This window comes from Brenneria populi, assembly GCF_036016195.1.
GTDB lineage: Bacteria > Pseudomonadota > Gammaproteobacteria > Enterobacterales > Enterobacteriaceae > Brenneria > Brenneria populi.
In genome coordinates this window covers 1-21,939 of sequence record NZ_JAYWTM010000015.1, presented here as the reverse complement: position 1 = coordinate 21,939, position 21,939 = coordinate 1, and the positions used below count along the sequence as shown (strand labels likewise).

At 55.7% G+C, this 21,939-nt stretch carries 21 protein-coding genes; 12 read left to right on the top strand and 9 right to left on the bottom strand.

Going from position 1 to position 21,939, the window contains the following annotated elements:
* Nucleotides 1-60: 60 nt before the first annotated feature.
* Both ftsZ and lpxC read left to right on the top strand, forming a co-directional pair.
* The gene (ftsZ, locus tag VSX58_RS14965) at nucleotides 61-1,212 is read left to right on the top strand and encodes a cell division protein FtsZ (RefSeq protein ID WP_172290714.1); all 1,152 of its coding nucleotides are present in this window, start codon (nucleotides 61-63) and stop codon (nucleotides 1,210-1,212) included.
* A gap of 102 nt (nucleotides 1,213-1,314) precedes the next feature.
* Entirely contained in the window at nucleotides 1,315-2,232 is a 918-nt protein-coding gene (lpxC, locus tag VSX58_RS14960; protein ID WP_327618911.1) for a UDP-3-O-acyl-N-acetylglucosamine deacetylase, read from the top strand.
* An 11-nt stretch (nucleotides 2,233-2,243) separates the two neighbouring features.
* Here the strand turns inward: lpxC and VSX58_RS14955 are convergent, their stop codons facing one another.
* Nucleotides 2,244-2,771, bottom strand: coding sequence for a DUF721 domain-containing protein (locus tag VSX58_RS14955; protein ID WP_327618792.1), 528 nt, complete (start codon nucleotides 2,769-2,771; stop codon nucleotides 2,244-2,246).
* Nucleotides 2,772-2,799: 28 nt separating this feature from the next.
* Here VSX58_RS14955 and secM point away from each other — a divergent pair, with 28 nt between their 5' ends.
* From secM to mutT, 3 genes are all read left to right on the top strand, one after another.
* On the top strand, nucleotides 2,800-3,312 hold the full coding sequence (gene secM, locus VSX58_RS14950) for a secA translation cis-regulator SecM (RefSeq protein WP_327618791.1): 513 nt from the start codon (nucleotides 2,800-2,802) through the stop codon (nucleotides 3,310-3,312).
* A 98-nt stretch (nucleotides 3,313-3,410) separates the two neighbouring features.
* Nucleotides 3,411-6,119, top strand: a complete 2,709-nt coding sequence (secA, locus tag VSX58_RS14945) for a preprotein translocase subunit SecA (protein WP_327618790.1) — start codon at nucleotides 3,411-3,413, stop codon at nucleotides 6,117-6,119.
* Nucleotides 6,120-6,321: 202 nt separating this feature from the next.
* Nucleotides 6,322-6,717, top strand: a complete 396-nt coding sequence (gene mutT, locus VSX58_RS14940; RefSeq protein ID WP_327618789.1) for an 8-oxo-dGTP diphosphatase MutT — start codon at nucleotides 6,322-6,324, stop codon at nucleotides 6,715-6,717.
* 47 nt (nucleotides 6,718-6,764) lie between these two features.
* On the opposite strand, the gene yacG is transcribed toward mutT, so the two are convergent.
* The 3 genes from yacG to coaE all read right to left on the bottom strand — a co-directional run bounded on the left by yacG (nucleotide 6,765) and on the right by coaE (nucleotide 8,455).
* Complete coding sequence (gene yacG, locus VSX58_RS14935) at nucleotides 6,765-6,962, bottom strand: DNA gyrase inhibitor YacG (protein ID WP_327618788.1); 198 nt, start codon at nucleotides 6,960-6,962, stop codon at nucleotides 6,765-6,767.
* A gap of 121 nt (nucleotides 6,963-7,083) precedes the next feature.
* A complete protein-coding gene (gene zapD / locus VSX58_RS14930; protein WP_327618787.1) occupies nucleotides 7,084-7,836 on the bottom strand; it encodes a cell division protein ZapD in 753 nt (250 codons plus the stop codon).
* Nucleotides 7,829-8,455 (bottom strand): dephospho-CoA kinase, encoded by a 627-nt coding sequence (gene coaE, locus VSX58_RS14925; RefSeq protein WP_327618786.1) that lies wholly within the window; start codon nucleotides 8,453-8,455, stop codon nucleotides 7,829-7,831. Before coaE ends, zapD begins: the two co-directional genes overlap by 8 nt.
* A gap of 174 nt (nucleotides 8,456-8,629) precedes the next feature.
* Here coaE and VSX58_RS14920 point away from each other — a divergent pair, with 174 nt between their 5' ends.
* Complete coding sequence (locus VSX58_RS14920; protein ID WP_327618785.1) at nucleotides 8,630-9,670, top strand: GMP reductase; 1,041 nt, start codon at nucleotides 8,630-8,632, stop codon at nucleotides 9,668-9,670.
* A gap of 98 nt (nucleotides 9,671-9,768) precedes the next feature.
* On the opposite strand, the gene hofC is transcribed toward VSX58_RS14920, so the two are convergent.
* The 3 genes from hofC to ppdD are packed head-to-tail and all read right to left on the bottom strand — an operon-like array spanning nucleotide 9,769 to nucleotide 12,865.
* Nucleotides 9,769-10,974 carry a protein transport protein HofC gene (gene hofC, locus VSX58_RS14915; RefSeq protein WP_327618784.1) on the bottom strand — a complete coding sequence of 402 codons (1,206 nt, stop codon included), beginning with the start codon at nucleotides 10,972-10,974 and terminating at the stop codon, nucleotides 9,769-9,771.
* A complete protein-coding gene (gene gspE, locus VSX58_RS14910) occupies nucleotides 10,974-12,419 on the bottom strand; it encodes a type II secretion system protein GspE (protein WP_407654877.1) in 1,446 nt (481 codons plus the stop codon). The genes hofC and gspE overlap by 1 nt, the downstream gene beginning before the upstream one ends.
* Complete coding sequence (gene ppdD, locus VSX58_RS14905; RefSeq protein WP_327618783.1) at nucleotides 12,419-12,865, bottom strand: prepilin peptidase-dependent pilin; 447 nt, start codon at nucleotides 12,863-12,865, stop codon at nucleotides 12,419-12,421. The genes gspE and ppdD overlap by 1 nt, the downstream gene beginning before the upstream one ends.
* On the opposite strand from ppdD, the gene VSX58_RS14900 reads away from it, so the two are divergent.
* Nucleotides 12,864-13,064, top strand: coding sequence for a hypothetical protein (locus tag VSX58_RS14900; protein WP_327618782.1), 201 nt, complete (start codon nucleotides 12,864-12,866; stop codon nucleotides 13,062-13,064). The two genes, ppdD and VSX58_RS14900, sit on opposite strands and share 2 nt — an antisense overlap.
* A gap of 99 nt (nucleotides 13,065-13,163) precedes the next feature.
* On the opposite strand, the gene nadC is transcribed toward VSX58_RS14900, so the two are convergent.
* Nucleotides 13,164-14,054, bottom strand: a complete 891-nt coding sequence (nadC, locus tag VSX58_RS14895; RefSeq protein WP_327618909.1) for a carboxylating nicotinate-nucleotide diphosphorylase — start codon at nucleotides 14,052-14,054, stop codon at nucleotides 13,164-13,166.
* A gap of 380 nt (nucleotides 14,055-14,434) precedes the next feature.
* Between nadC and ampD the strand changes: the two genes are divergently transcribed.
* Together ampD and ampE are read left to right on the top strand one after the other, a co-directional pair.
* Entirely contained in the window at nucleotides 14,435-15,010 is a 576-nt protein-coding gene (gene ampD, locus VSX58_RS14890) for a 1,6-anhydro-N-acetylmuramyl-L-alanine amidase AmpD (RefSeq protein ID WP_327612118.1), read from the top strand.
* Nucleotides 15,007-15,861 carry a beta-lactamase regulator AmpE gene (ampE, locus tag VSX58_RS14885; protein WP_327612117.1) on the top strand — a complete coding sequence of 285 codons (855 nt, stop codon included), beginning with the start codon at nucleotides 15,007-15,009 and terminating at the stop codon, nucleotides 15,859-15,861. The genes ampD and ampE overlap by 4 nt, the downstream gene beginning before the upstream one ends.
* A 57-nt stretch (nucleotides 15,862-15,918) precedes the next feature.
* Here ampE and VSX58_RS14880 read toward each other — a convergent pair whose 3' ends face one another.
* On the bottom strand, nucleotides 15,919-17,277 hold the full coding sequence (locus VSX58_RS14880) for an amino acid permease (protein ID WP_327618781.1): 1,359 nt from the start codon (nucleotides 17,275-17,277) through the stop codon (nucleotides 15,919-15,921).
* A gap of 653 nt (nucleotides 17,278-17,930) precedes the next feature.
* Here VSX58_RS14880 and pdhR point away from each other — a divergent pair.
* The 3 genes from pdhR to VSX58_RS14865 form a co-directional block, all read left to right on the top strand.
* Nucleotides 17,931-18,695 (top strand): pyruvate dehydrogenase complex transcriptional repressor PdhR, encoded by a 765-nt coding sequence (gene pdhR, locus VSX58_RS14875; protein WP_327612115.1) that lies wholly within the window; start codon nucleotides 17,931-17,933, stop codon nucleotides 18,693-18,695.
* A gap of 146 nt (nucleotides 18,696-18,841) precedes the next feature.
* Nucleotides 18,842-21,505: a pyruvate dehydrogenase (acetyl-transferring), homodimeric type gene (gene aceE / locus VSX58_RS14870; protein WP_327618780.1), complete on the top strand. Its 2,664-nt coding sequence runs from the start codon at nucleotides 18,842-18,844 to the stop codon at nucleotides 21,503-21,505.
* Between the two features lie 14 nt (nucleotides 21,506-21,519).
* The coding region (locus tag VSX58_RS14865; protein WP_327618779.1) for a biotin/lipoyl-containing protein at nucleotides 21,520-21,939 on the top strand (420 nt) is incomplete at its 3' end.

The following is a 21,939-nucleotide window of genomic DNA, read 5'->3' as shown; positions in this document are numbered from 1 at the left end:
AAGAGATCATTTAGCACAGTTTATGATCTCGAAGTTACAGGCACAAAGCGGAGAGAAACTATGTTTGAACCAATGGAATTAACCAACGACGCGGTGATAAAAGTCATCGGCGTTGGCGGCGGCGGCGGCAACGCCGTCGAACATATGGTGCGCGAACGCATCGAAGGCGTTGAATTCTTTGCTGTGAATACCGACGCGCAGGCGTTACGCAAGACGGCGGTTGGGCAGACGATTCAGATCGGCAGCGGCATCACCAAAGGTCTGGGCGCCGGCGCCAACCCCGAAGTCGGGCGTAATTCAGCGGAAGAGGATCGTGAAGCGCTGCGTACGGCGCTTGAGGGCGCCGATATGGTATTTATCGCCGCAGGCATGGGCGGCGGTACCGGTACGGGCGCCGCGCCGGTCGTCGCCGAAGTGGCGAAAGATCTGGGCATCCTGACCGTCGCCGTGGTGACCAAGCCTTTTAATTTTGAAGGCAAAAAACGTATGGCTTTCGCGGAGCAGGGCATCGCCGAGCTGTCTAAACACGTCGACTCCCTGATTACCATTCCGAATGATAAGCTGCTGAAAGTTCTGGGTCGCGGCATCTCGTTGCTGGATGCGTTCGGCGCGGCGAACGATGTCTTGAAAGGCGCGGTGCAGGGTATCGCCGAATTGATTACCCGTCCCGGCCTGATGAACGTCGACTTTGCCGATGTTCGCACCGTGATGTCCGAAATGGGTTATGCCATGATGGGCTCGGGCGTGGCCCGCGGCGAAGACCGCGCGGAAGAAGCGGCCGAAATGGCGATCTCCAGTCCGCTGCTGGAAGATATCGACCTGTCCGGCGCGCGCGGCGTGCTGGTCAACATTACGGCCGGCTTCGACCTGCGTCTGGATGAGTTCGAAACCGTGGGCAACACCATCCGCGCGTTCGCCTCCGACAACGCGACGGTGGTTATCGGTACCTCGCTCGATCCGGAAATGAATGACGAACTGCGCGTGACCGTGGTCGCCACCGGCATCGGTATGGATAAGCGTCCGGAAATTACCCTGGTGACGAATAAGCAGGCTAGCCAGCCGGTTATGGATCATCGTTACCAGCAGCACGGCATGACGCCGCTGACACAGGAAAAACCGGCTGCCAAAGTGGTCAACGATCAGAATCCGCAGACCAATAAAGAGCCCGATTACCTGGATATTCCGGCGTTTCTGCGTAAGCAGGCGGACTAATCGCGTCCGACGACGTTGGAATCTCCGCTCTTTGTGCTAAACTGTACCACCGAGCCTAGTGTATGCTAGGTCGGTAGGTTCAGTAACATGCGAGATAAAATGATGATCAAACAACGTACATTAAAACGTATTGTTCAGGCGACAGGGGTCGGTTTGCATACCGGCAAGAAAGTCACCCTGACCATGCGTCCTGCACCGGCAAATACCGGGGTCATCTATCGTCGCACCGACTTGAATCCACCGGTTGATTTTCCGGCTGATGCAAAATCCGTGCGTGATACCATGCTCTGTACTTGCCTGGTTAATGAGCATGACGTGCGTATTTCTACGGTGGAGCACCTTAACGCCGCGCTTGCAGGGCTAGGAATCGACAATATCGTCATTGACGTTGACGCGCCGGAAATCCCCATTATGGACGGCAGCGCCAGTCCTTTCGTGTACCTGCTGCTGGATGCCGGTATCGAAGAGCTGAACAGCGCCAAGAAATTCGTGCGCATCAAGCAACCCGTGCGCGTTGAAGATGGCGATAAGTGGGCCGAAATGAAACCGTTTAACGGCTTCAGTCTGGATTTCACTATCGATTTCAACCACCCGGCCATTGATGCGGGCAACCAGCGCTATCGCCTGGATTTCTCCGCCGACGCCTTCGTGCGTCAGATCAGCCGCGCGCGCACCTTCGGCTTTATGCGCGATATCGAATACTTGCAGTCCCGTGGGTTGTGCCTGGGCGGCAGTATGGATTGCGCGATCGTGGTGGATGATTACCGCGTGCTGAACGAAGACGGGCTGCGCTTCGAAGATGAGTTTGTGCGTCATAAGATGCTGGACGCCATCGGCGACCTGTTTATGTGCGGCCACAACATCATCGGCGCGTTTACGGCGTTTAAGTCAGGCCATGCTTTGAACAATAAACTGTTGCAGGCGGTGTTGGCCCGGCAGGAAGCGTGGGAATACGTCACGTTTGAAGACGACGCGGAATTGCCGCTGGCGTTTAAAGCGCCGTCGACCGTTTTGGCTTAACGCTTAAGTCGTTATTTCTTATTACGACTGGTTTTACTGGTACTCTCTCCGGCCAGTGAGGCCAGTCGTTCTAGTATTTTGCGTAATCTTTCCGGGCTGTGGCTCGCCAAACCTCTTAATGTTTCCGCGCTTTGCTCGCTCAACTGACGTAATGGCTTTTGCTCCGCCTGGTCAGGCGCGGCGATCTCGCTCTTTTTCACCATTTCCTGTCCTTTTGCGGCGAGCGCCGGATTAATCCTGATGTCGATCGAAGCTAATGATGGTAATATTTGGGCGCGTAATGCAGAGAGTAACGCCGGCTGTTCATAACGTAACCGCATCAGCCAGTTAGCGTTGGCGGTTTCCAAAACCAGCAGCCCCTGCCGATAGTTGGCGACGCGGCACCAGGGGTGTAACTGCGCGGGAAGAATTCCACGTACCGCCCGGTTAAGTTTTAATAATGCGATAGCGCGCTGCTGCACATCACGCAGCGGGCCGGAACCCGCGGCCGATGCGCTATCAAATAGGGATTCCAGTGATTGTGGGCGGCTATCACGCATAAATCAGGCTCCGACGGACGTTAAACTAGTGATCGGTATTCTAAATCGTTGGCGACAATTTGGCAGACGTTATTTCTGGCCGCATCTCCTTTTGGGGATGGTCGCGGCGAGTTTCGGCCTGCCCAACGGCCTGAATGCCTCGCAGAAGGTGGCTCCGCTACCCGACGCATCCTCCAGCGTCAGCCGTCAGAACAGCGTATCGCTCAGCCTTACCGATTTAGTGGCGCTTAAGGAAGCGCACCGCCGCTCCTCTTTTGGCGTGGACTACTGGCATCAGCATGCCATCCGCACGGTAATCCGTCACCTCTCTTTCGCATTGACCGCTCCGCAGCAGATAAACGCGCGGCAGGTTGATGACTTACCTTCGCACTCGCTGGTATTGCTGGATACGCTGAACGCGCTGTTAACGCGCGAAGAGAAGCCGCCCGCCATTATTCGCCTGACAGGGCGAACCTCCGTTTTTCCCTTAACGCATCATCAGACCGGGATCTGGCTGGCTCAGGTTCGCGGCATCCGCGCCGGACCCTATTCCCACAGTTGAAACATATTGATGCTTAATTAAATGCTGTAGGACCTTTCCCCAGTTTTCTGATGTTGTGCAGCCACTGGATGAGTGGCGTTTATGAGATTAAATTTATTATGGCCTTGAATATATTAACTAAAATTTTTGGTAGCCGTAACGATCGCACCCTGCGCCGCATGCGCAAGAAAGTTGATGTTATTAATCGTCTGGAACCTGATATGGAAAAGCTGTCGGACGATGAGCTGGCGGCCAAGACCCATGAATTCCGCGAGCGCCTGAAAAAAGGCGAATCGTTGGATAGCCTGCTGCCTGAGGCGTTCGCCGTGGTGCGTGAATCCAGTAAGCGCGTGTTCGGCATGCGTCACTTCGACGTTCAGCTACTCGGCGGGATGGTATTGAATGAGCGCTGTATCGCCGAAATGCGTACCGGCGAAGGTAAAACGCTGACGGCGACGCTGCCCGCCTATCTTAATGCGTTGACCGGCCGCGGCGTCCATGTGGTGACGGTGAACGACTATCTGGCGCAGCGCGATGCGGAAAATAACCGTCCGCTGTTTGAGTTTCTCGGCCTGACGGTGGGGATTAACCTGCCGGGCATGCCGGCGCCGGCTAAACGTGAGGCCTATGCCGCTGATATTACTTACGGCACCAACAACGAATACGGTTTTGACTATCTGCGCGACAACATGGCCTTCAGCCCGGAAGAACGCGTACAGCGTAAACTGTATTACGCGCTGGTGGATGAAGTCGACTCCATTCTGATCGATGAAGCGCGTACGCCGCTGATTATCTCCGGCCCGGCCGAAGATAGCTCCGAGCTCTATATTCGCGTCAACAAAATTATCCCTCATCTGATCCGTCAGGAGAAAGAGGATTCGGATACCTTCCATGGCGAGGGCCACTTCTCGGTTGATGAAAAATCACGCCAGGTTAACCTGACCGAACGCGGTCTGGTGCTGGTGGAAGAGCTGTTGGTGAAAGAAGGCATTATGGATGAGGGCGAATCGCTCTATTCGCCGGCCAATATTATGCTGATGCACCACGTCACCGCCGCGCTGCGCGCGCATGTGCTGTTCACCCGCGATGTGGATTACATCGTAAAAGACGGCGAAGTGATCATCGTCGACGAGCACACCGGGCGTACCATGCAGGGGCGCCGTTGGTCCGATGGTTTACATCAGGCGGTGGAAGCGAAAGAAAACGTCGCTATTCAGAATGAAAACCAGACGTTAGCGTCAATCACCTTCCAGAATTACTTCCGTCTGTATGAAAAACTGGCCGGGATGACCGGTACGGCGGATACGGAAGCCTTTGAATTCAGCTCGATCTATAAGCTGGATACCATCGTTGTTCCGACCAACCGTCCGATGATCCGTAAAGATCTGCCGGACCTGGTCTATATGACGGAACATGAAAAAATCGACGCCATCATTGAAGATATCAAAGAGCGCGCGGGGAAAGGACAGCCGGTGCTGGTGGGGACGATTTCCATCGAGAAGTCGGAAGTGGTTTCGCAGGCGCTGGAAAAGGCCGGCATCAAGCACAATGTGTTGAACGCCAAATTCCACGCCATGGAGGCGGATATCATCGCGCAGGCCGGTCAATCCGGCGCGGTTACCATCGCCACCAATATGGCCGGCCGCGGTACGGATATCGTCTTGGGCGGCAGTTGGCAGACGGAGATCGCCCGGCTGGAAAACCCGGATGAAGCGCAAATCGCCGAAATTAAGGCGGCATGGCAGAAACGTCATGATGCGGTGTTGGCGGCGGGCGGCCTGCATATTATCGGCACCGAACGCCATGAATCGCGCCGTATCGATAACCAGCTTCGCGGTCGTTCCGGTCGTCAGGGGGACGCGGGCTCTTCCCGTTTCTATCTGTCGATGGAAGATGCGCTGATGCGTATTTTTGCTTCCGACCGCGTCTCCAACATGATGCGTAAGCTGGGTATGAAACCCGGCGAGGCGATTGAGCACCCTTGGGTAACCAAGGCGATCGCCAACGCGCAGCGTAAGGTGGAAAGCCGTAACTTTGATATTCGTAAGCAATTGCTTGAGTATGACGACGTCGCCAACGATCAGCGTCGGGCGATTTACTCTCAGCGTAACGAACTGCTGGATGTTTCCGATATTAGTGAAACCATTAACAGCATTCGCGAAGACGTGTTCAAGGTGGCGATCGACAGCTGCATTCCGCCGCAGTCGCTGGAGGAGATGTGGGATATCGAAGGTCTGGAACAGCGCTTGAAAAACGACTTCGATCTGGATATGCCCATTAAAGAGTGGCTGGATAAAGAGCCGGAGCTGCATGAAGAAACGCTGCGTGAGCGTATCTTACAGCAGGCGATTGAAGTTTATCAGCGCAAAGAAGAGATTGTGGGCAGCGAGGTGATGCGCAACTTTGAGAAAGGCGTCATGCTGCAAACGCTGGACTCCCTATGGAAAGAGCATTTGGCGGCGATGGACTATCTGCGCCAGGGGATTCACCTGCGCGGCTATGCGCAAAAAGATCCCAAGCAGGAGTATAAACGCGAGTCTTTCTCCATGTTCGCCGCCATGCTTGAATCGCTGAAATATGAAGTGATCAGCACGCTGAGCAAGGTGCAGGTTCGCATGCCGGAAGAGATCGAAGCGCTGGAACAGCAGCGCCGCGAGGAAGCGGAACGCCTGGCTCGCCAGCAGCAACTGAGCCATCAGGATGAAGCCGCCTCGGCTACCGGCGCCGGCATGCCGGTTCAGGCGGAGCGCAAGATCGGCCGTAACGATCCCTGTCCTTGCGGTTCAGGGAAGAAATATAAGCAGTGCCACGGCCGTTTACAGAAGTAATCGACATAAACTGAGTAATAAATAAAGGCGGTGCTATACCGCCCCAGACTGATGACCAAGTCAGATATTAGGGGAAACACGAGGGGAGGTTCCCACAGGGACGCCTCATCCCCGTAGTCGCCCCGTGTATCTCGATCCGACAGACGGGTTTGTCAGCAACCTCAGGCGGTGCTAGACCGCCTTTTATTTGATAGGACGTACCATGGATCAAAAACGGTTATCCGTTGCGGTGGGTATTATTCGCAATGCCGAGCAAAAGTTCTTTATTGCCCGCCGACCGGCCGGCGTCCATATGGCCGGCATGTGGGAGTTCCCGGGCGGGAAAGTCGAAGCCGGCGAAACGCCGGAGCAGGCGCTGATTCGTGAGCTGCGCGAGGAAACGAGCATTGAGGCTGAAAACCCGCAGCCGCTGGGCGATAAAACGTTCTCCACGCTGGAACGCGTGATAACGCTGCATTTTTTCCTGGTGGAGCACTGGCGGGGCGAGCCGTACGGTCGCGAAGGGCAGGCCTCTCGCTGGCTGCGGGTTGATGAGCTGTTAGAGGATGAATTCCCGCCAGCGAATGCGGAAATGATCCGCTGGTTGAAGGCTAATTAACGGTTGAAAAAAGCGGCTGAAAAACGGCCGTCGCCGGGCCTGCGGGCCTAGCGATGGGATTCGCTCCACTCTTCGCTGTCTGAAATGATATCGTCGCTGGGGATGCGCTTTTCCTCATCGGCCCATTCCCCCAGATCGATAAGCTGGCAGCGTTTGCTGCAAAACGGGCGATAAAGACTTTTTTCACTCCATTCGACCGATTTTTTGCAGGTCGGACATTTTACGATGGTTACCTCGTTACCCATGGGGTTCTCCTATATCTTTTCTGCCCTACGGCTTTCAGGGGGTTGGGTTGCAGCCCCAATGGGACCGCCGCCTGAAATCCATCGGGGATAATCTAACTTATTATTATTTACTCATCCGCTTTTAACAGCAGGCCAGCTCAAACGTCAGGCGCGGCGGAATTTGCCCATTCTCGCTATCCAACGATAGAAAACGGATGGCGTAGCGCGTTTTATGACCAGAAATTTGCGGGTAAAGTTGATAGGCCAAATCGATACGCAGGCGCAAAAGATCGGCGTCCGACGCGTTGTCCTGGAAGAAGCCGTTGAGACTAATCTGCGGGCGAAAAGCCGCGGAATGGCGGATCAGCTCCAGTATCATGGTCAGCGATTTTTTCAACGGCGTGAGCGAATCGAGCCAGCCGGCGACGAGCCGTTCGCGCTGATCCTGTGGCTGATACAGCCAGATATGCAGGGTCGGCAGGTCGAAACTGCAGCAGCCTCCCGGGATGCTGAGCCGCTGGCGAACCATGGCGATCAGGCGATCTTCGCGCAGTGTTTGTCCCATCCGCGGCGCGGCCATCAGGACGGTCGACTGCTCTTTTAGCTGCTGGCGCAGAGAATGGATTCGCTCCATATCGACACCCGGTACATCGCTCCATTGCAGTAGCTTCTGCTGCTGGCGCTCCAGCTCTTTCAACAGTTCGGCGCGAACATCCCCGCGTTCCAATATATCCATCAGATCGGCAATGGCGCGGAAGAATGTCAACGCGCTTCCCATGTCGGTCAGGGAGTGGTTGTGATGCAGCTGTTGCAACAACGACTCAATACGCAGCCAGGTGCGCATTTTTTCGTTTAGCGGATATTCAAACAAAACGGTTGAGGAAGCGTCACTCATTTTTAGTAATCCTGTTAGCGGCTGAGGCGGCGAGCTCAAGATAGTGTCGGTGCAATTGCGCAACACGTGAAGCAAGCGCCCCTTGGCTACGGTTATTATCAATAATATCATCGGCGTGAGCCAGGCGCTGTTCGCGAGTAGCCTGGGCCGCCAGTATATTTTCAGCCTGTTGACGGCCAATGCCGTCGCGGGCCTGGGTGCGTTCAAGCTGCGTATTCCGGTCCACATCGACAACCAGAACACGCTGGGCATGCTGTTGTAAACCGTTCTCTACCAGTAATGGCACCACCCACAATACATAGGGCGTGGTCGACGCTTGAATCTGAGACCGCGTTTCCGCATGGATTAATGGGTGCAATAGATTATTCACCCATTGTTTCTCCTGCGGAGAGGAAAAGATTATTTGACGTAGCGCCGCACGATTCAAAGAACCATCGGCGTTAAGAATAGGGTCGCCGAATCGGCGTTTAATGGCGTCCAGCGCGGGTTTTCCGGGTTCAACGACCTGACGCGCAATGATATCCGCATCAACGATAGCTACCCCAAGTTTAGCAAACTCATCGGCTACCGTGCTTTTCCCACTGCCGATACCGCCGGTTAAGGCTACGATATAGGTCATATGCCGATTTTTAAAGTTAATGGGTAAATTTATCCAATTTTATCCCAAATGAAGGTAAATTCGCAGTCTTGCCGCAGGATTATTCCTGCGTATGATAACGTCACTGGGAATGGCATTAATCTTATTGCTCGCAATTTTTGCGAATCGTCGCCGCTAACCAGGAATCCAAAGCTCATGCGTATCGAAGAAGATTTAAAGTTAGGCTTTAAAGACGTCCTCATCCGACCTAAACGTTCTACTCTCAAAAGCCGTTCGGAGGTGGAGCTTGAGCGTCAATTCACGTTTCTCCACGCCGGGGGAGACTGGTCCGGCGTACCGATTATCGCCGCCAATATGGATACCGTCGGGACGTTCCGTATGGCGGAAGCGTTGGCATCCTTTGATGTATTAACGGCGGTCCACAAACACTATTCGCTGGAGCAGTGGAGCGATTTCGTGCGGCGTACCTCCGCCTCCGTACTGCGCCATGTGATGGTATCGACCGGCACCTCGGAAGCCGATTTTATTAAGCTGAAGCAGATTCTGGCGCTGTCGCCGGAACTGAAGTTTATCTGTATCGACGTCGCCAATGGTTATTCGGAGCACTTCGTCACCTTTCTGCAGAAAGCGCGCGAAGCCTGCCCTGATAAGGTCATCTGCGCCGGCAATGTGGTGACGGGGGAAATGGTCGAAGAGCTGATTTTATCCGGCGCCGATATCGTGAAGGTCGGCATCGGCCCTGGCTCCGTCTGCACCACCCGCGTGAAAACGGGTGTTGGCTATCCTCAATTGTCCGCGGTGATCGAGTGCGCCGACGCCGCGCACGGCCTGGGCGGACAGATCGTCAGCGATGGCGGTTGCTCCGTTCCCGGCGATATCGCCAAGGCTTTTGGCGGCGGGGCGGATTTTGTCATGTTGGGCGGCATGCTGGCTGGGCACGATGAGTGCGAAGGCACGATCGTTGAAGAGAATGGCGAGAAAATGATGCTGTTTTACGGCATGAGTTCGGCTTCTGCGATGGAGCGCCATGTGGGGGGCGTCGCCGAGTATCGCGCGGCCGAAGGGAAAACGGTCAAACTGCCGCTGCGCGGGCCGGTTGACGACACCGTGCGCGACATTCTGGGCGGATTGCGTTCCGCCTGTACCTATGTCGGCGCTTCCCGCTTGAAAGAGCTGACGAAACGCACCACGTTTATTCGCGTTGCCGAACAGGAAAACCGCGTTTTCAATAGCTGATTTTCCTACGCTCTTCCGGCTGCCGTAAAAAGAGGCCCGCGGCAGCCTGATGGAGGCGGCGCCAACTATGACGCTGATAAGCGATCGTATTGGCCGGCTTAGTTTCCGGCCAATACACCGCCCAGTTGAAAAATCGGCAAATACATGCCGATGACCAGAGCGCCCACCATTCCCCCAACAATCAGCATCATGACAGGTTCCAGCGTTTGCATCAGCGTCTGCGCCTGCTGCCGCGTTTTTCTCTCGTACCACTGGGCCAGCTGCGCAAACTGCGTATCCAACTCCCCGGTCTCCTCGCCGACCCGGATCAACTGCCGGCAAGGCTCCGGAAATAGGGCGGCATAGCGTTGCGTCGCCTGATTCAGCGTAATGCCCTGGTTAATCTCTACTTGCATCTGCCGAATGGCGCGCTGGTAAACCGGGTGATGGATCATCGCCGCGGCATCCAGCCCCGCCGGCAGCGTCAGCCCCGCGCGCTGCGTCATCGCCAGTATATTAAATATCTGGCTCAGACAGTTGCCGCGAATCAGATTGGCGATGACGGGCAACCTGAGTAGCCACGCCTGCTCTTTTTCCCGCCAGCGGCGCCTGCGCTGGCGTAAGTTGACATAGACCAGCGCCGCGGTCGATGTGAGGATAAAGCCGGTGGGGCCGTGGTCGGCGAACCCTCGCGACAGGGACAGCAACCGTTGGGTAAACCAGGGGAGTGGCGTTTCGAAAGAGGCATACAGGCGGGAAAACTCCGGTAACACCAGGGTCAGCATCAATACGCTGATCAGCGCGGCAACGATCAATACGAAACAGGGGTAGCGCAGCGCCTTCATGACTTTTTGTTGTAGCCGGGATTTTCGTTCCTGTTGCCGGGCCAGTTGCAGGCAGCATTCGTCAAGGTTTCCCGTCAGTTCGCCGACGGCAACCAGGGAACGGTAAATGATGGGGAAAATATGCGGATACGCCGTTAGCGTTTCAGACAGCGATTTCCCTTGGGCTATCTGCGCGCCGATTTCGTTTAAGACGCAACGCCAGCCCGCACGCTCATGCTGTTCGGCCATCAGCTTAAGCGCCTCCAGCAAGGGAAGCCCCGCGTGCAGCAGCATGGCTAACTGTTTGATGAGTTCGTTGAGCTGCTCTCCTCTCCAGTAGCGCGGCGACAGATACTGGCCGGTTTTCAATGACAGGGGCTGATATCCCTGAACGATCAAACGGCTATAGGCCTGCTTTCGATGGCGGCCGATCATCTCCCCGTGGAGCAAAGCGCCTTCCTGCGTAATGGCCCGCCAGTGATAGAGACGTTCCCATTTCATCACGCCACCTCCCGGCCGAGAGCGCCGGCGCCAACGATGCGGTAAATCTCCGTTATTGAGGTTACGCCTTCATTGACCCGCGCTAAACCCGCTGCAAGAAGGGGAAGCGAACCTGATTGGCGAGAGAGTTGCGTGAGCCGGCTATTACTCGCATTATCGGCCAACGCCTGCCGGAGCTCGGGAGTTATCACCAATAATTCATAGATGGCGATACGGTCATAATAACCGGACAAACAGTGACCGCAGCCTTTGGCCTGCCAGTGCCTTAGCGGGCCGCGCCACAGTTCCGCCGGCAGGTGGGAAAGCGGTTCGGCCGGCGTTTTGCAATGGGGGCACAGACGACGAACCAGGCGTTGGGATATCACCAGCTTTAGGGCCGCGGCGATCAGATAGCCCGGAATGCCGAGGTGGCGCAGCCGGGTCAGCGTTTCCACCGCGGAGTTGGTATGCAGCGTCGACATAACCAAATGGCCAGTTTGCGCCGCCTTTACGGCGATGTCGGCGGTTTCGCTATCGCGGATCTCGCCGACCATAATGACGTCCGGATCCTGACGCAGCATTGCGCGCAATATTCTGCTGAAGTCCAGATCCGCTTTGGGGTTGATCGCCGTCTGATTGATCCCCGGCAGCGGGATTTCAATGGGATCCTCCACGCTGCAGATATTGCGGCTGACATCGTTCAGCCAGCGAATGGCGCTGTATAGCGTGACGGTTTTACCGCTTCCGGTCGGGCCGGTTACCAGAATCATGCCCTGCGGCAGGCTGAGCACCCCGGTAAGCCGGGCCAAATCGTTCTCGACAAGCCCCAGCTTATCCAGCGCCAGCTCTTGCCGCTGCGTTTGCAGGATACGCAGCACCACTTTTTCGCCATATTGCACGGGCAGGGTCGCAATGCGTAACGAATAGACCCGCTGGTCCAGCGTTATGCTGAATTGTCCATCCTGCGGCAACCGCCGTTCCGCGATATTCAATCTGCCCATGATTTTCAGCCGGGCGGTAATGCGCGCGGTCAGTTCGGCCGCGGGGGACGCTATTTCCTGTAATACCCCGTCAATGCGTAAACGGATGCGGCAGCAGGTCGGCAACGGCTCCAAATGAATATCGGATGCGCGACGCTGAATCGCCAGGCGCAGGGTTTGGTTGATAAAGTGAACCGCCGGGGCATCTTCGTCATTGCCGCGATCTTCCGGTTCGGCGTGGTAATCCTCCGGCGCTTCCGCAACGGTTTTTAGCGGATTGAGCCGTTGCTCCATCTTCGCCAGCGGCCACTGTTCAATTAAGATCTGACGGTTACCGGCAAAACGCAGAGCGGCGAGCATTTCCGCCGAGGGGGAGCCGTGGACCGCCACCGACAAGCTGTGTTCATCCATGTTCAGGAGTAACGCCTGATAGCGCTGGCACAGGATCTGCAGCTCATGGGCGAGATGTTGCGCGTCAGCCATCATTAACCCGCCGTGTCGTCAAAACGGAAAACATCCTGACAGGCGGATTGCAGGCCGTCTGTTTTACTCTCGGCAACGCAATTTTTCGTCCAGCGCGATGCGCCGGCGTCCGTGTCCCAAACGGGGGTCAGCACGACGCTCAATCCCTGTAGGGTGGACTGTCCGGTTAGGGTGATGACGCCCTGATTAACGCCTACCGTACTGACATAGCGTGAAGCCCGGCTGCCGGGAATGCCCTGGCTCCCCGCGTTGCAGGTTGAGAAGGCCGCATTTTCCAGCCCGCAGAGGTCGACGGCGGTTTTATATGACGCCATGGTCTGCAGCATATCGGTCATCGCGGCCTTTTGCAGATAGCCTTGATAGGCCGGTACGCCGATGGCGCTGAGGATGGCGACGATCGCGATGACGATCATCAGTTCAACCAGGGTGAATCCCCGTTGTTTATTCATGTTATTTTCCCGTGGTGTGGTGCGTATCGACAAGATAGGGAACATGCTGGTCGTTGGCGACAGCATCGGGTTGACGCGGGAATGGGGCGCGGAAAAAATTTTATGGTTTGCTGAATATGAAATGATTTTTGCGCGCGGTTTCGCAATATCGGGCGCGTATTTGCGTCCTGCAGAGCGTAAAGAGCAGAGGCGAATCTAAATCAGGGCCGCGCCATCCTGGGGTGCGGCGGGCGTTATCGGACTAACGGATCTTAAGCCCGGATTAACGATTGACGGCAGGCGCGGCTTTGACGTTTTTTCACAGAAAACGCATCGACAGATCCAGCGCGCGAACGTGCTTGGTCAGCGCGCCGACGGAGATATAGTCCACGCCGGTTTGCGCATAATCGCGCAGCGTCTCTATGGTGACATTGCCGGATATTTCCAGTAGCGCTCGTCCCCGGGCGATGTTTACCGCTTCGCGGATTTTCTCCAGGCTGAAGTTATCCAGCATGATGATGTCCGCGCCGGCATCCAGAGCTTGGCGTAGCTCATCCAGCGACTCCACTTCCACTTCTATCGGCACATCGTCGCGCAGTAAAAAGGCTTTTTCCACCGCCAGCCTGATTGAACCCGCGGCGATGATATGGTTTTCCTTTATCAGAAAAGCGTCGGATAAGCCCAGACGGTGGTTATCGCCGCCGCCGCACGACACGGCGTATTTCAGCGCGGTTCTTAATCCCGGCAGCGTTTTGCGCGTGTCGAGCAGCCGGGTGCGGGTGCCCGCCAGCAGCGCGACGTAACGGCTCGCTTCCGTCGCCACGCCGGACAGCGTTTGCAGGAAATTCAGCGCGGTGCGCTCCCCGGTCAGGAGCTGTTTGGCCGGGCCGGTTATCTCGCACAGGGTTTGATTGGGCGCGATGACGTCGCCATCGGCAACGTCCCAGACAATGGACGTGGCTCCGCCGAGCTGAGCGAAAACCTCCTCAAGCCAGCGCCGGCCACAGAATATACCGGCTTCACGGGTAATCACGCGGGCATGGGTCTGAGTATTATCCGGTAACAATCGTGCGGTAATATCTTGCGAGGCATCGGCGACGCCGCCCAAGTCCTCACGCAATGCCAGTTGAACACTGACGGGAATATCCTGCGCAATACGATTGAGCAGGTCGGTTTGACGCTGTTCCTGACTGTAGCGGCGCGTTGTCATCACAAAAAGCTCCGACGGGGGATCCAATGCCCTATGCTACCCCGTTTGAGTTAGGGTATCCAGATTAGATAACATTTATAATTCAAGTGATTAGCAGTTTTTTGCACTTTTTCCGTCCGCCGGCGGGCGATGGGGGCTGATTATCAAGAGGCAAAAGTGAACGGCATCAGACGGAACGGTAGCCTGTCGGCCCGGCGCGCAAATTGCGCCTTTGGGGCGCATAGCGCGGCCGGCGATAAATCTATTGGGTTTATATCCAGTCGGTCAGGTATGATGTTGGGATACAGGATAATTCGTGACGGATGGGGTCTGGTTAAACATTATTCCAATTAACAGTACCTTATTCAGCCCGGCAAACGACATGATGCGAGGTTATCGCGATGCTTTTGGAAAATGGCTGGTTATCGGGAGTAAAACAGGTTCCTTCCCCACATTGCGATAGTCGCCCCGACGACGAGCCTCCTTCTCTGCTGGTGGTCCACAATATCAGCCTGCCGCCGGGCGAATTCGGCGGACCTTACATCGACCAACTGTTTACCGCGACGCTGGATCCTGACGCGCACCCTTATTTCGCCGGCATCCATCACTTACGCGTTTCCGCCCACTGCCTGATTCGCCGGGATGGAGAAATCATTCAATACGTGCCTTTTCATCTGCGGGCCTGGCACGCCGGCGTTTCTGCGTTTGAAGGGCGCGAGCGGTGCAACGATTTTTCCGTCGGCATCGAGTTGGAGGGAACGGATACGTTACCTTTTACGACTGAACAGTACGCCCGGCTGGTTGCGGTAACGCGCTTGCTGATCGACGCTTACCCGATTACGCCGTCGCGAATTACCGGACACAGCGATATCGCCCCCGGACGTAAGACCGATCCCGGACCGGCTTTTGACTGGGATTTCTATTACCGCCTGTTGCAGGAAAATCGGATAGAGAACGCAGGGAGTATAAAACGATGACGTTGTTTACATTGCTGCTGGTATTGGCGTGGGAGCGTTTATTCAAGCAGGGCGAGCATTGGCAATTGGATCACCGCCTTGAACCGGTGTTCCGCCGTCTCTCCGCCCCCTCTTTATTGCAAACGCTGTTACTGACGCTGTGCTGCATGGGCGCGGCGGCCGTCCTGCTATGGCTGGCCGGGGGGCTCTTGTTCGGCCTGATTCTATTGCTGCTGTGGGTGGTTATCTGCCTGATGTGCATCGGCGCCGGGAGCGTTCGTCGGCACTATCGCCGCTATCTGCAGGCGGCTCAGAACGGCGACGCCGACGCCAGTCGGGAAATGGCGTCGGAGCTGGCGTTAATTCACGGTTTGCCCGTAGAGGCGGGAGAGCAGGAACGACTAAAAGAGCTGCAGAACGCGCTGCTATGGATTAACTTTCGCTTTTATCTGGCTCCCCTGTTTTGGTTCACCGTGGCGGGGCCTTATGGCCCCGTCGCCGTAGTCGGCTATGCTTTTTTACGCGCTTGGCAGACCTGGTTGGCGCGCCACCATACGCCGCTGGCGCGCGCGCAGTCGGGCGTTGATGCATTGCTGCACTGGCTTGACTGGATCCCGGTGCGTCTGGCCGGCGCGGCTTATGCCTTGTTGGGACACGGAGAGAAGGCGCTGCCGGCGTGGTTCGCCTCGCTTGGCGACTACCGTAATTCGCAATATTGGGTGTTGACGCAGCTGGCGCAGTTCTCGCTGGCGCGTGAGCCGCATATCGATCCGGTTGAAACGCCGAAGGCCGCGGTGGCGCTGGCGAAAAAAGTCACGCTGACGCTGGTGGTGGTGGTGGCTTTGCTGACGATTTACGGCGCGCTAGTGTAAGCGAGGGAGGCGGCATGGCCGGCGCTGCCGGCCATGCGTTTCGGGTACTCAGATGAGTTAGTTCGCCTGATTTTTCCGTTTCACGGCATAACCGACTCCCAGAATAACCAGCCAGACCGGTATCAGGATCACTGAAATGCGAATGCCCGGCGTCAGGTACATGATGACCAGAATGCCGGCCAGGAACAGCAGACAAATATAGTTGCCCAGCGGATAAAACAGCGCCTTAAACCGGGTTACCGTTCCCTCGTGGTCCTTTTTGGCCCGGAACTTCAGGTGGGCAAGGCTGATCATGGCCCAGTTTATCACCAACGCCGAGACCACCAGCGCCATCAGTAATTCAAACGCTTTGCCCGGGATCAGGTAATTGATCAGTACGCAGAGCGCCGTGGCCAGGGCGGAAACGCCGATCGCCACGACGGGGACGCCGCGAGCGTCAACCGTTTTCAGCACTTTGGGCCCATTGCCCTGATTCGCCAGGCCGTACAGCATACGGCTGTTGCAGTAAACGCAGCTGTTGTACACCGACAGCGCCGCGGTCAGAACCACGATGTTCAGTACGGTTGCCACCACGTTGCTGTTCAGCTCATGGAAGATCATGACAAAGGGGCTGCCGCCTTCCACCACTTTCCCCCACGGGTAAAGCGACAGCAGGATGGTCAGCGAACCGATATAGAAGATCAGGATACGGTAGAGAACCTGATTCGTCGCCCGTGGAATGCTTTTCTCCGGATTATCCGCTTCCGCCGCGGTGATACCGACCAGCTCCAGCCCCCCGAACGAAAACATGATCACGGCCATCGCCATCAACAGCCCGGTGGTGCCGTTGGGGAAGAAGCCGCCCTGAGCCCACAGGTTGGTGACGGTCGCTTCCGGACCCCCGGCGCCGCTAATCAATAACCAGCCGCCAAACACGATCATGCCGATAATCGCCGCCACTTTAATGATGGCGAACCAGAACTCCATTTCGCCGTAAATTTTGACGTTCGCCAGGTTGATGGCGTTGATCACCAGGAAGAAAACGGCGGCGGAAACCCAGGTGGGAATATCGGGCCACCAGTACTGAACGTAAATGCCGACGGCGCTAAGTTCCGCCATGGCGACCAGAACATAGAGCACCCAGTAGTTCCAGCCGGAGGCGAAGCCGGCAAAGTTTCCCCAATACTTATAAGCGAAATGGCTGAAAGAACCGGCCACCGGCTCCTCTACCACCATTTCTCCCAATTGGCGCATGATAAGAAAAGCGATCAGCCCGCCTATGGCGTATCCCAAAATGACCGACGGTCCGGCCATTTTGATCGTCTGAGCAATGCCGAGAAAAAGCCCGGTGCCCACTGCGCCGCCCAGGGCAATCAACTGAATATGACGGTTTTTTAAGCCACGCTTTAACGTTCCGTCCTGTTGTTGACCATCCATTAATTTAACCCTCTTGCCGTTGTTGACAAAAACCAACTGCCCCCAGAAAAGCGCAGCGTATTTATGCGGTTACGTTTGTGTAATTTTTATTTTACGCTAGGGCGAGAATTATTATTCCCACATCGCTATCGTTTGTCAGAGAATAGTGGCAAGCAGGAAAGATTGCACTGATTTCTTGATGGCCCATAAACAAAAATTATAACTGCATCAATGTCTCATGCATGGGCTGGTTATCCCGATGGTCAGAGAATATTTTTGGCCCTTCGTTTTTTATCCTCTCTTTTTACCTTTTCGTCGCGCGTTTGCCCAATGCGCGGCGAAGAGCGCGCCAATAATCGTTTTTTTTCGCCGCTGATTTGAATAAAAAATCATATTAAATGAATTTTTATTGATTTTTATCGGAGTTTAAACGGTTCAGCATTGCCTGATTTTCGTTTCATGAAAGTTAAAACAAAGGCGGACGGATTAATGGTAATACCTGCGGTGTACTATCACTTTTCCTTACATTGCCCGCGCATTTGTTAAAATCTGGGGAGATTGGTGATTTTGCTCAACCTCCTTATGGACAGAAGGTGAATAATTTGTTACTTTAGCGTCACGTTTTTGAAATTGGTATTACCAATTGACTCCGCGCCATTCGCAGAGATGAATCCATGGCATACAGCAAGATCCGTCAGCCCAAGCTGTCAGATGTGATTGAGCAGCAACTGGAGTTTCTGATCCTTGAGGGAACGTTGCGCCCCGGCGAGAAATTGCCTCCGGAGCGTGAACTGGCCAAACAGTTCGATGTCTCCCGCCCTTCTCTGAGAGAAGCCATTCAGCGTCTGGAGGCCAAAGGATTACTTTTGCGCCGTCAGGGCGGCGGCACTTTCGTACAGGCCAATCTCTGGCAAAGCGTCAGCGATCCGCTGGCCGCCTTACTGAGCAATCATCCTGAATCACAATTTGATCTGCTTGAGACCCGTCACGCGTTGGAAGGCATCGCCGCCTATTATGCCGCGCTGCGCGGAACCGAGTCGGATTTGCAACGTATCCGCGAGTGCCATGCCGTGATTCAGCAAACCCGCGAGGCGGGCGACCTGGCGGCGGAGTCGGAAGCGGTTATGCAGTATCAGATAGCCGTAACAGAGGCGACCCATAATGTGGTGCTGCTGCACCTGCTGCGCTGCATGGGGCCGATGCTCGAACAGAATGTCAGACAGAATTTTGAATTGCTTTATCTAAGCCGGGAAGTGCTGGCGCAGGTGAGCATTCATCGCGCCGGGATTTTTGAGGCGATTGTCGCCCGCGAGCCTGAGAAGGCGCGCGAAGCATCACATCGTCATCTGGCGTTTATTGAGGAAGTATTGCTGGATCTTAACCGGGAAAATAGCCGACGAGAAAGGTCATTACGCCGGCTCCAGCAACGCAAGGATTGAGCGTCCCTTCTTGTTTCGGGACGCTGAATACGGCGACTACGACGATGAGCCTGTCTTCATGCGTTTTGCCTGCGGCGGCAGATGACACAGAATGCAGGAAGACAGGCTCCAACAAACTAACTTATTAGAGAAGATAAGGAAAAACCATGTCAGATCGTTTAAATAATGACGTGGATCCGATCGAAACCCGCGACTGGCTGCAGGCGATCGAATCGGTCATCCGTGAAGAGGGTGTTGAGCGCGCTCAGTTCCTGATTGATCAGGTTCTGGGCGAAGCGCGTAAAGGCGGAGTCAGCGTTGCCGCCGGCGGTAGCGCAAGCCAATACATCAACACCATCGCAGTGGAAGACGAACCGGAGTACCCAGGCGACCTGGATCTGGAAAGACGTATCCGTTCAGCCATTCGCTGGAATGCGGTCATGACGGTGCTGCGCGCTTCGAAAAAAGATCTGGAGCTGGGCGGTCACATGGCTTCTTTCCAGTCTTCCGCCACCTTCTATGAAGTCTGTTTCAACCACTTCTTCCGCGCGCGCAACGCGCAAGACGGCGGCGATCTGGTTTACTTCCAGGGTCATATCTCTCCCGGCGTTTATGCCCGCGCTTTCCTTGAAGGCCGCCTGACCGAAGAACAGATGAATAACTTCCGTCAGGAAGTGCATGGCAAGGGGCTCTCTTCCTACCCGCACCCGAAACTGATGCCGGAATTCTGGCAGTTCCCGACCGTCTCCATGGGCCTAGGCCCGATTGGCGCCATCTATCAGGCTAAGTTCCTGAAATACCTGGAGCACCGTGGTCTGAAAGATACGTCTAAACAGACCGTTTACGCTTTCCTGGGCGACGGCGAAATGGATGAACCGGAATCCAAGGGCGCCATCACCATCGCGACCCGCGAAAAACTGGATAACCTGGTGTTCGTCATCAACTGCAACCTGCAGCGTCTGGACGGCCCGGTTACCGGCAACGGCAAGATCATTAACGAACTGGAAGGCATCTTCGGCGGCGCCGGCTGGGAAGTGATCAAAGTTATCTGGGGCGGACGCTGGGATGAACTGCTGCGTAAAGACACCAGCGGCAAACTGATCCAACTGATGAATGAAACCGTCGACGGCGACTATCAGACGTTCAAATCCAAAAGCGGCGCCTATGTGCGCGAGCACTTCTTCGGTAAATACCCGGAAACCGCGGCGCTGGTGAAAGACTGGACCGACGATCAGATCTGGGCGCTGAACCGCGGCGGACACGATCCGAAGAAAGTCTACGCCGCGCTGAAAAAAGCGCAGGAGACCAAAGGCAAGCCGATTGTTATTCTGGCGCATACCATTAAAGGTTATGGTATGGGCGAAGCGGCCGAAGGCAAGAATATCGCCCACCAGGTTAAGAAAATCAACATGGAGGGCGTGCGCTACTTCCGCGATCGTTTCAACGTGCCGGTCAGCGATGAAAGCATCGAAAAACTGCCGTTCATTACCTTCGATAAAGATTCCGCGGAGTACAAATATCTGCACGAGCGTCGTCAGGCGCTGGAAGGCTATCTGCCGTCCCGCCAGACCAGATTCAACGAAACGTTGGAACTGCCGACGCTGGAAGATTTCGCTCCTCTGCTGGAAGAGCAGAACAAAGAGATCTCCACCACCATCGCTTTCGTTCGCGCCCTGAACGTGATGCTGAAGAATAAGTCGATCAAAGATCGTCTGGTGCCGATTATCGCCGATGAAGCGCGTACCTTCGGTATGGAAGGTCTGTTCCGCCAGATCGGGATTTACAGCCCGAACGGTCAGCAATATACCCCGCAGGACCGCGAACAGGTCGCTTACTATAAAGAAGATGAAAAGGGGCAGATCCTGCAGGAAGGGATCAACGAACTGGGCGCCGGTTCGTCCTGGCTGGCGGCGGCAACGTCCTACAGCACCAACGACCTGCCGATGATTCCGTTCTATATCTACTACTCCATGTTCGGCTTCCAGCGTATCGGCGACCTGTGCTGGGCGGCGGGCGATCAGCAGGCGCGCGGCTTTCTGATTGGCGGTACTTCCGGCCGCACTACGCTGAACGGCGAAGGTTTGCAGCACGAAGACGGCCACAGCCACATTCAGTCGCTGACCATTCCGAACTGTATTTCTTACGACCCGGCCTATGCTTACGAAGTCGCCGTCATCATGCATGACGGTCTGCATCGTATGTATGGCGAAGCGCAGGAAAATGTTTACTACTACATCACCACGCTGAACGAAAACTACCACATGCCTGCGATGCCGCAGGGTGCGGAAGAGGGTATCCGCAAAGGTATCTACAAACTGGAAACGCTGGAAGGCGGCAAAGGCAAAGTGCAGCTGCTGGGCTCCGGCTCTATCCTGCGTCACGTGCGTGAAGCGGCGCAGATTCTGGCGAAAGACTACGGCATCGGTTCCGACGTCTTCAGCGTAACGTCCTTCACCGAACTGGCCCGCGACGGTCAGGACTGCGAACGTTGGAATATGCTGCACCCGACCGAGGAAGCGCGCGTGCCTTACGTGGCTCAGATTCTGAGCGATGCGCCGGCCGTGGCGTCCACCGACTATATGAAGCTGTTTGCCGAGCAGATCCGCAGCTTCATCCCGGCCAGCGATTATCGCGTACTGGGTACCGACGGTTTCGGTCGTTCCGACAGCCGCGAGAACCTGCGTCACCACTTTGAAGTGGATGCGTCTTACGTCGTGGTTGCGGCCCTGGGTGAACTGGCTAAACGCGGTGAAATCGAGAAGAAAGTGGTTGCAGAGGCGATCGCCAAATTCGAGATCGATGCAGATAAAGTTAACCCGCGTCTGGCATAAGAGGTAAAGATTACATGGCTATCGAAATCAACGTACCGGATATCGGTGCAGATGAAGTTGAAGTCACCGAAGTGCTGGTGAAAGTGGGCGACAAGGTTGAAGCTGAACAGTCGCTGATCACGGTTGAAGGCGACAAGGCTTCCATGGAAGTGCCTTCTCCGCAGGCCGGCGTGGTGAAAGAGATCAACGTCTCCGTCGGCGACAAAGTCGAAACCGGCTCACCGATCATGGTCTTCGATTCCGCCGACGGCGCGGCAGAGTCCGCGCCCGCTAAAGCGCAAGAGAAGCAAGAAGCGGCGCCGGCCGCGGCCCCTGCGGCATCCGCGACCAAAGAAGTGAACGTGCCGGATATCGGCGGCGACGAAGTCGAAGTCACCGAAGTGCTGGTGAAGGTAGGCGACAAGGTTGAAGCTGAGCAGTCGCTGATCACCGTT

Coding starts and splice junctions, on each gene's coding strand:
- ftsZ (WP_172290714.1), top strand. CDS start 61: ATGTTTGAACCAATGGAATTAACCAACGACGCGGTGATAAAAGTCATC.
- lpxC (WP_327618911.1), top strand. CDS start 1,315: ATGATCAAACAACGTACATTAAAACGTATTGTTCAGGCGACAGGGGTC.
- VSX58_RS14955 (WP_327618792.1), bottom strand. CDS start 2,771: ATGCGTGATAGCCGCCCACAATCACTGGAATCCCTATTTGATAGCGCA.
- secA (WP_327618790.1), top strand. CDS start 3,411: ATGGCCTTGAATATATTAACTAAAATTTTTGGTAGCCGTAACGATCGC.
- mutT (WP_327618789.1), top strand. CDS start 6,322: ATGGATCAAAAACGGTTATCCGTTGCGGTGGGTATTATTCGCAATGCC.
- yacG (WP_327618788.1), bottom strand. CDS start 6,962: ATGGGTAACGAGGTAACCATCGTAAAATGTCCGACCTGCAAAAAATCG.
- zapD (WP_327618787.1), bottom strand. CDS start 7,836: ATGAGTGACGCTTCCTCAACCGTTTTGTTTGAATATCCGCTAAACGAA.
- coaE (WP_327618786.1), bottom strand. CDS start 8,455: ATGACCTATATCGTAGCCTTAACCGGCGGTATCGGCAGTGGGAAAAGC.
- VSX58_RS14920 (WP_327618785.1), top strand. CDS start 8,630: ATGCGTATCGAAGAAGATTTAAAGTTAGGCTTTAAAGACGTCCTCATC.
- hofC (WP_327618784.1), bottom strand. CDS start 10,974: ATGAAATGGGAACGTCTCTATCACTGGCGGGCCATTACGCAGGAAGGC.
- gspE (WP_407654877.1), bottom strand. CDS start 12,419: ATGATGGCTGACGCGCAACATCTCGCCCATGAGCTGCAGATCCTGTGC.
- VSX58_RS14900 (WP_327618782.1), top strand. CDS start 12,864: ATGTTATTTTCCCGTGGTGTGGTGCGTATCGACAAGATAGGGAACATG.
- ppdD (WP_327618783.1), bottom strand. CDS start 12,865: ATGAATAAACAACGGGGATTCACCCTGGTTGAACTGATGATCGTCATC.
- nadC (WP_327618909.1), bottom strand. CDS start 14,054: ATGACAACGCGCCGCTACAGTCAGGAACAGCGTCAAACCGACCTGCTC.
- ampD (WP_327612118.1), top strand. CDS start 14,435: ATGCTTTTGGAAAATGGCTGGTTATCGGGAGTAAAACAGGTTCCTTCC.
- ampE (WP_327612117.1), top strand. CDS start 15,007: ATGACGTTGTTTACATTGCTGCTGGTATTGGCGTGGGAGCGTTTATTC.
- VSX58_RS14880 (WP_327618781.1), bottom strand. CDS start 17,277: ATGGATGGTCAACAACAGGACGGAACGTTAAAGCGTGGCTTAAAAAAC.
- pdhR (WP_327612115.1), top strand. CDS start 17,931: ATGGCATACAGCAAGATCCGTCAGCCCAAGCTGTCAGATGTGATTGAG.
- aceE (WP_327618780.1), top strand. CDS start 18,842: ATGTCAGATCGTTTAAATAATGACGTGGATCCGATCGAAACCCGCGAC.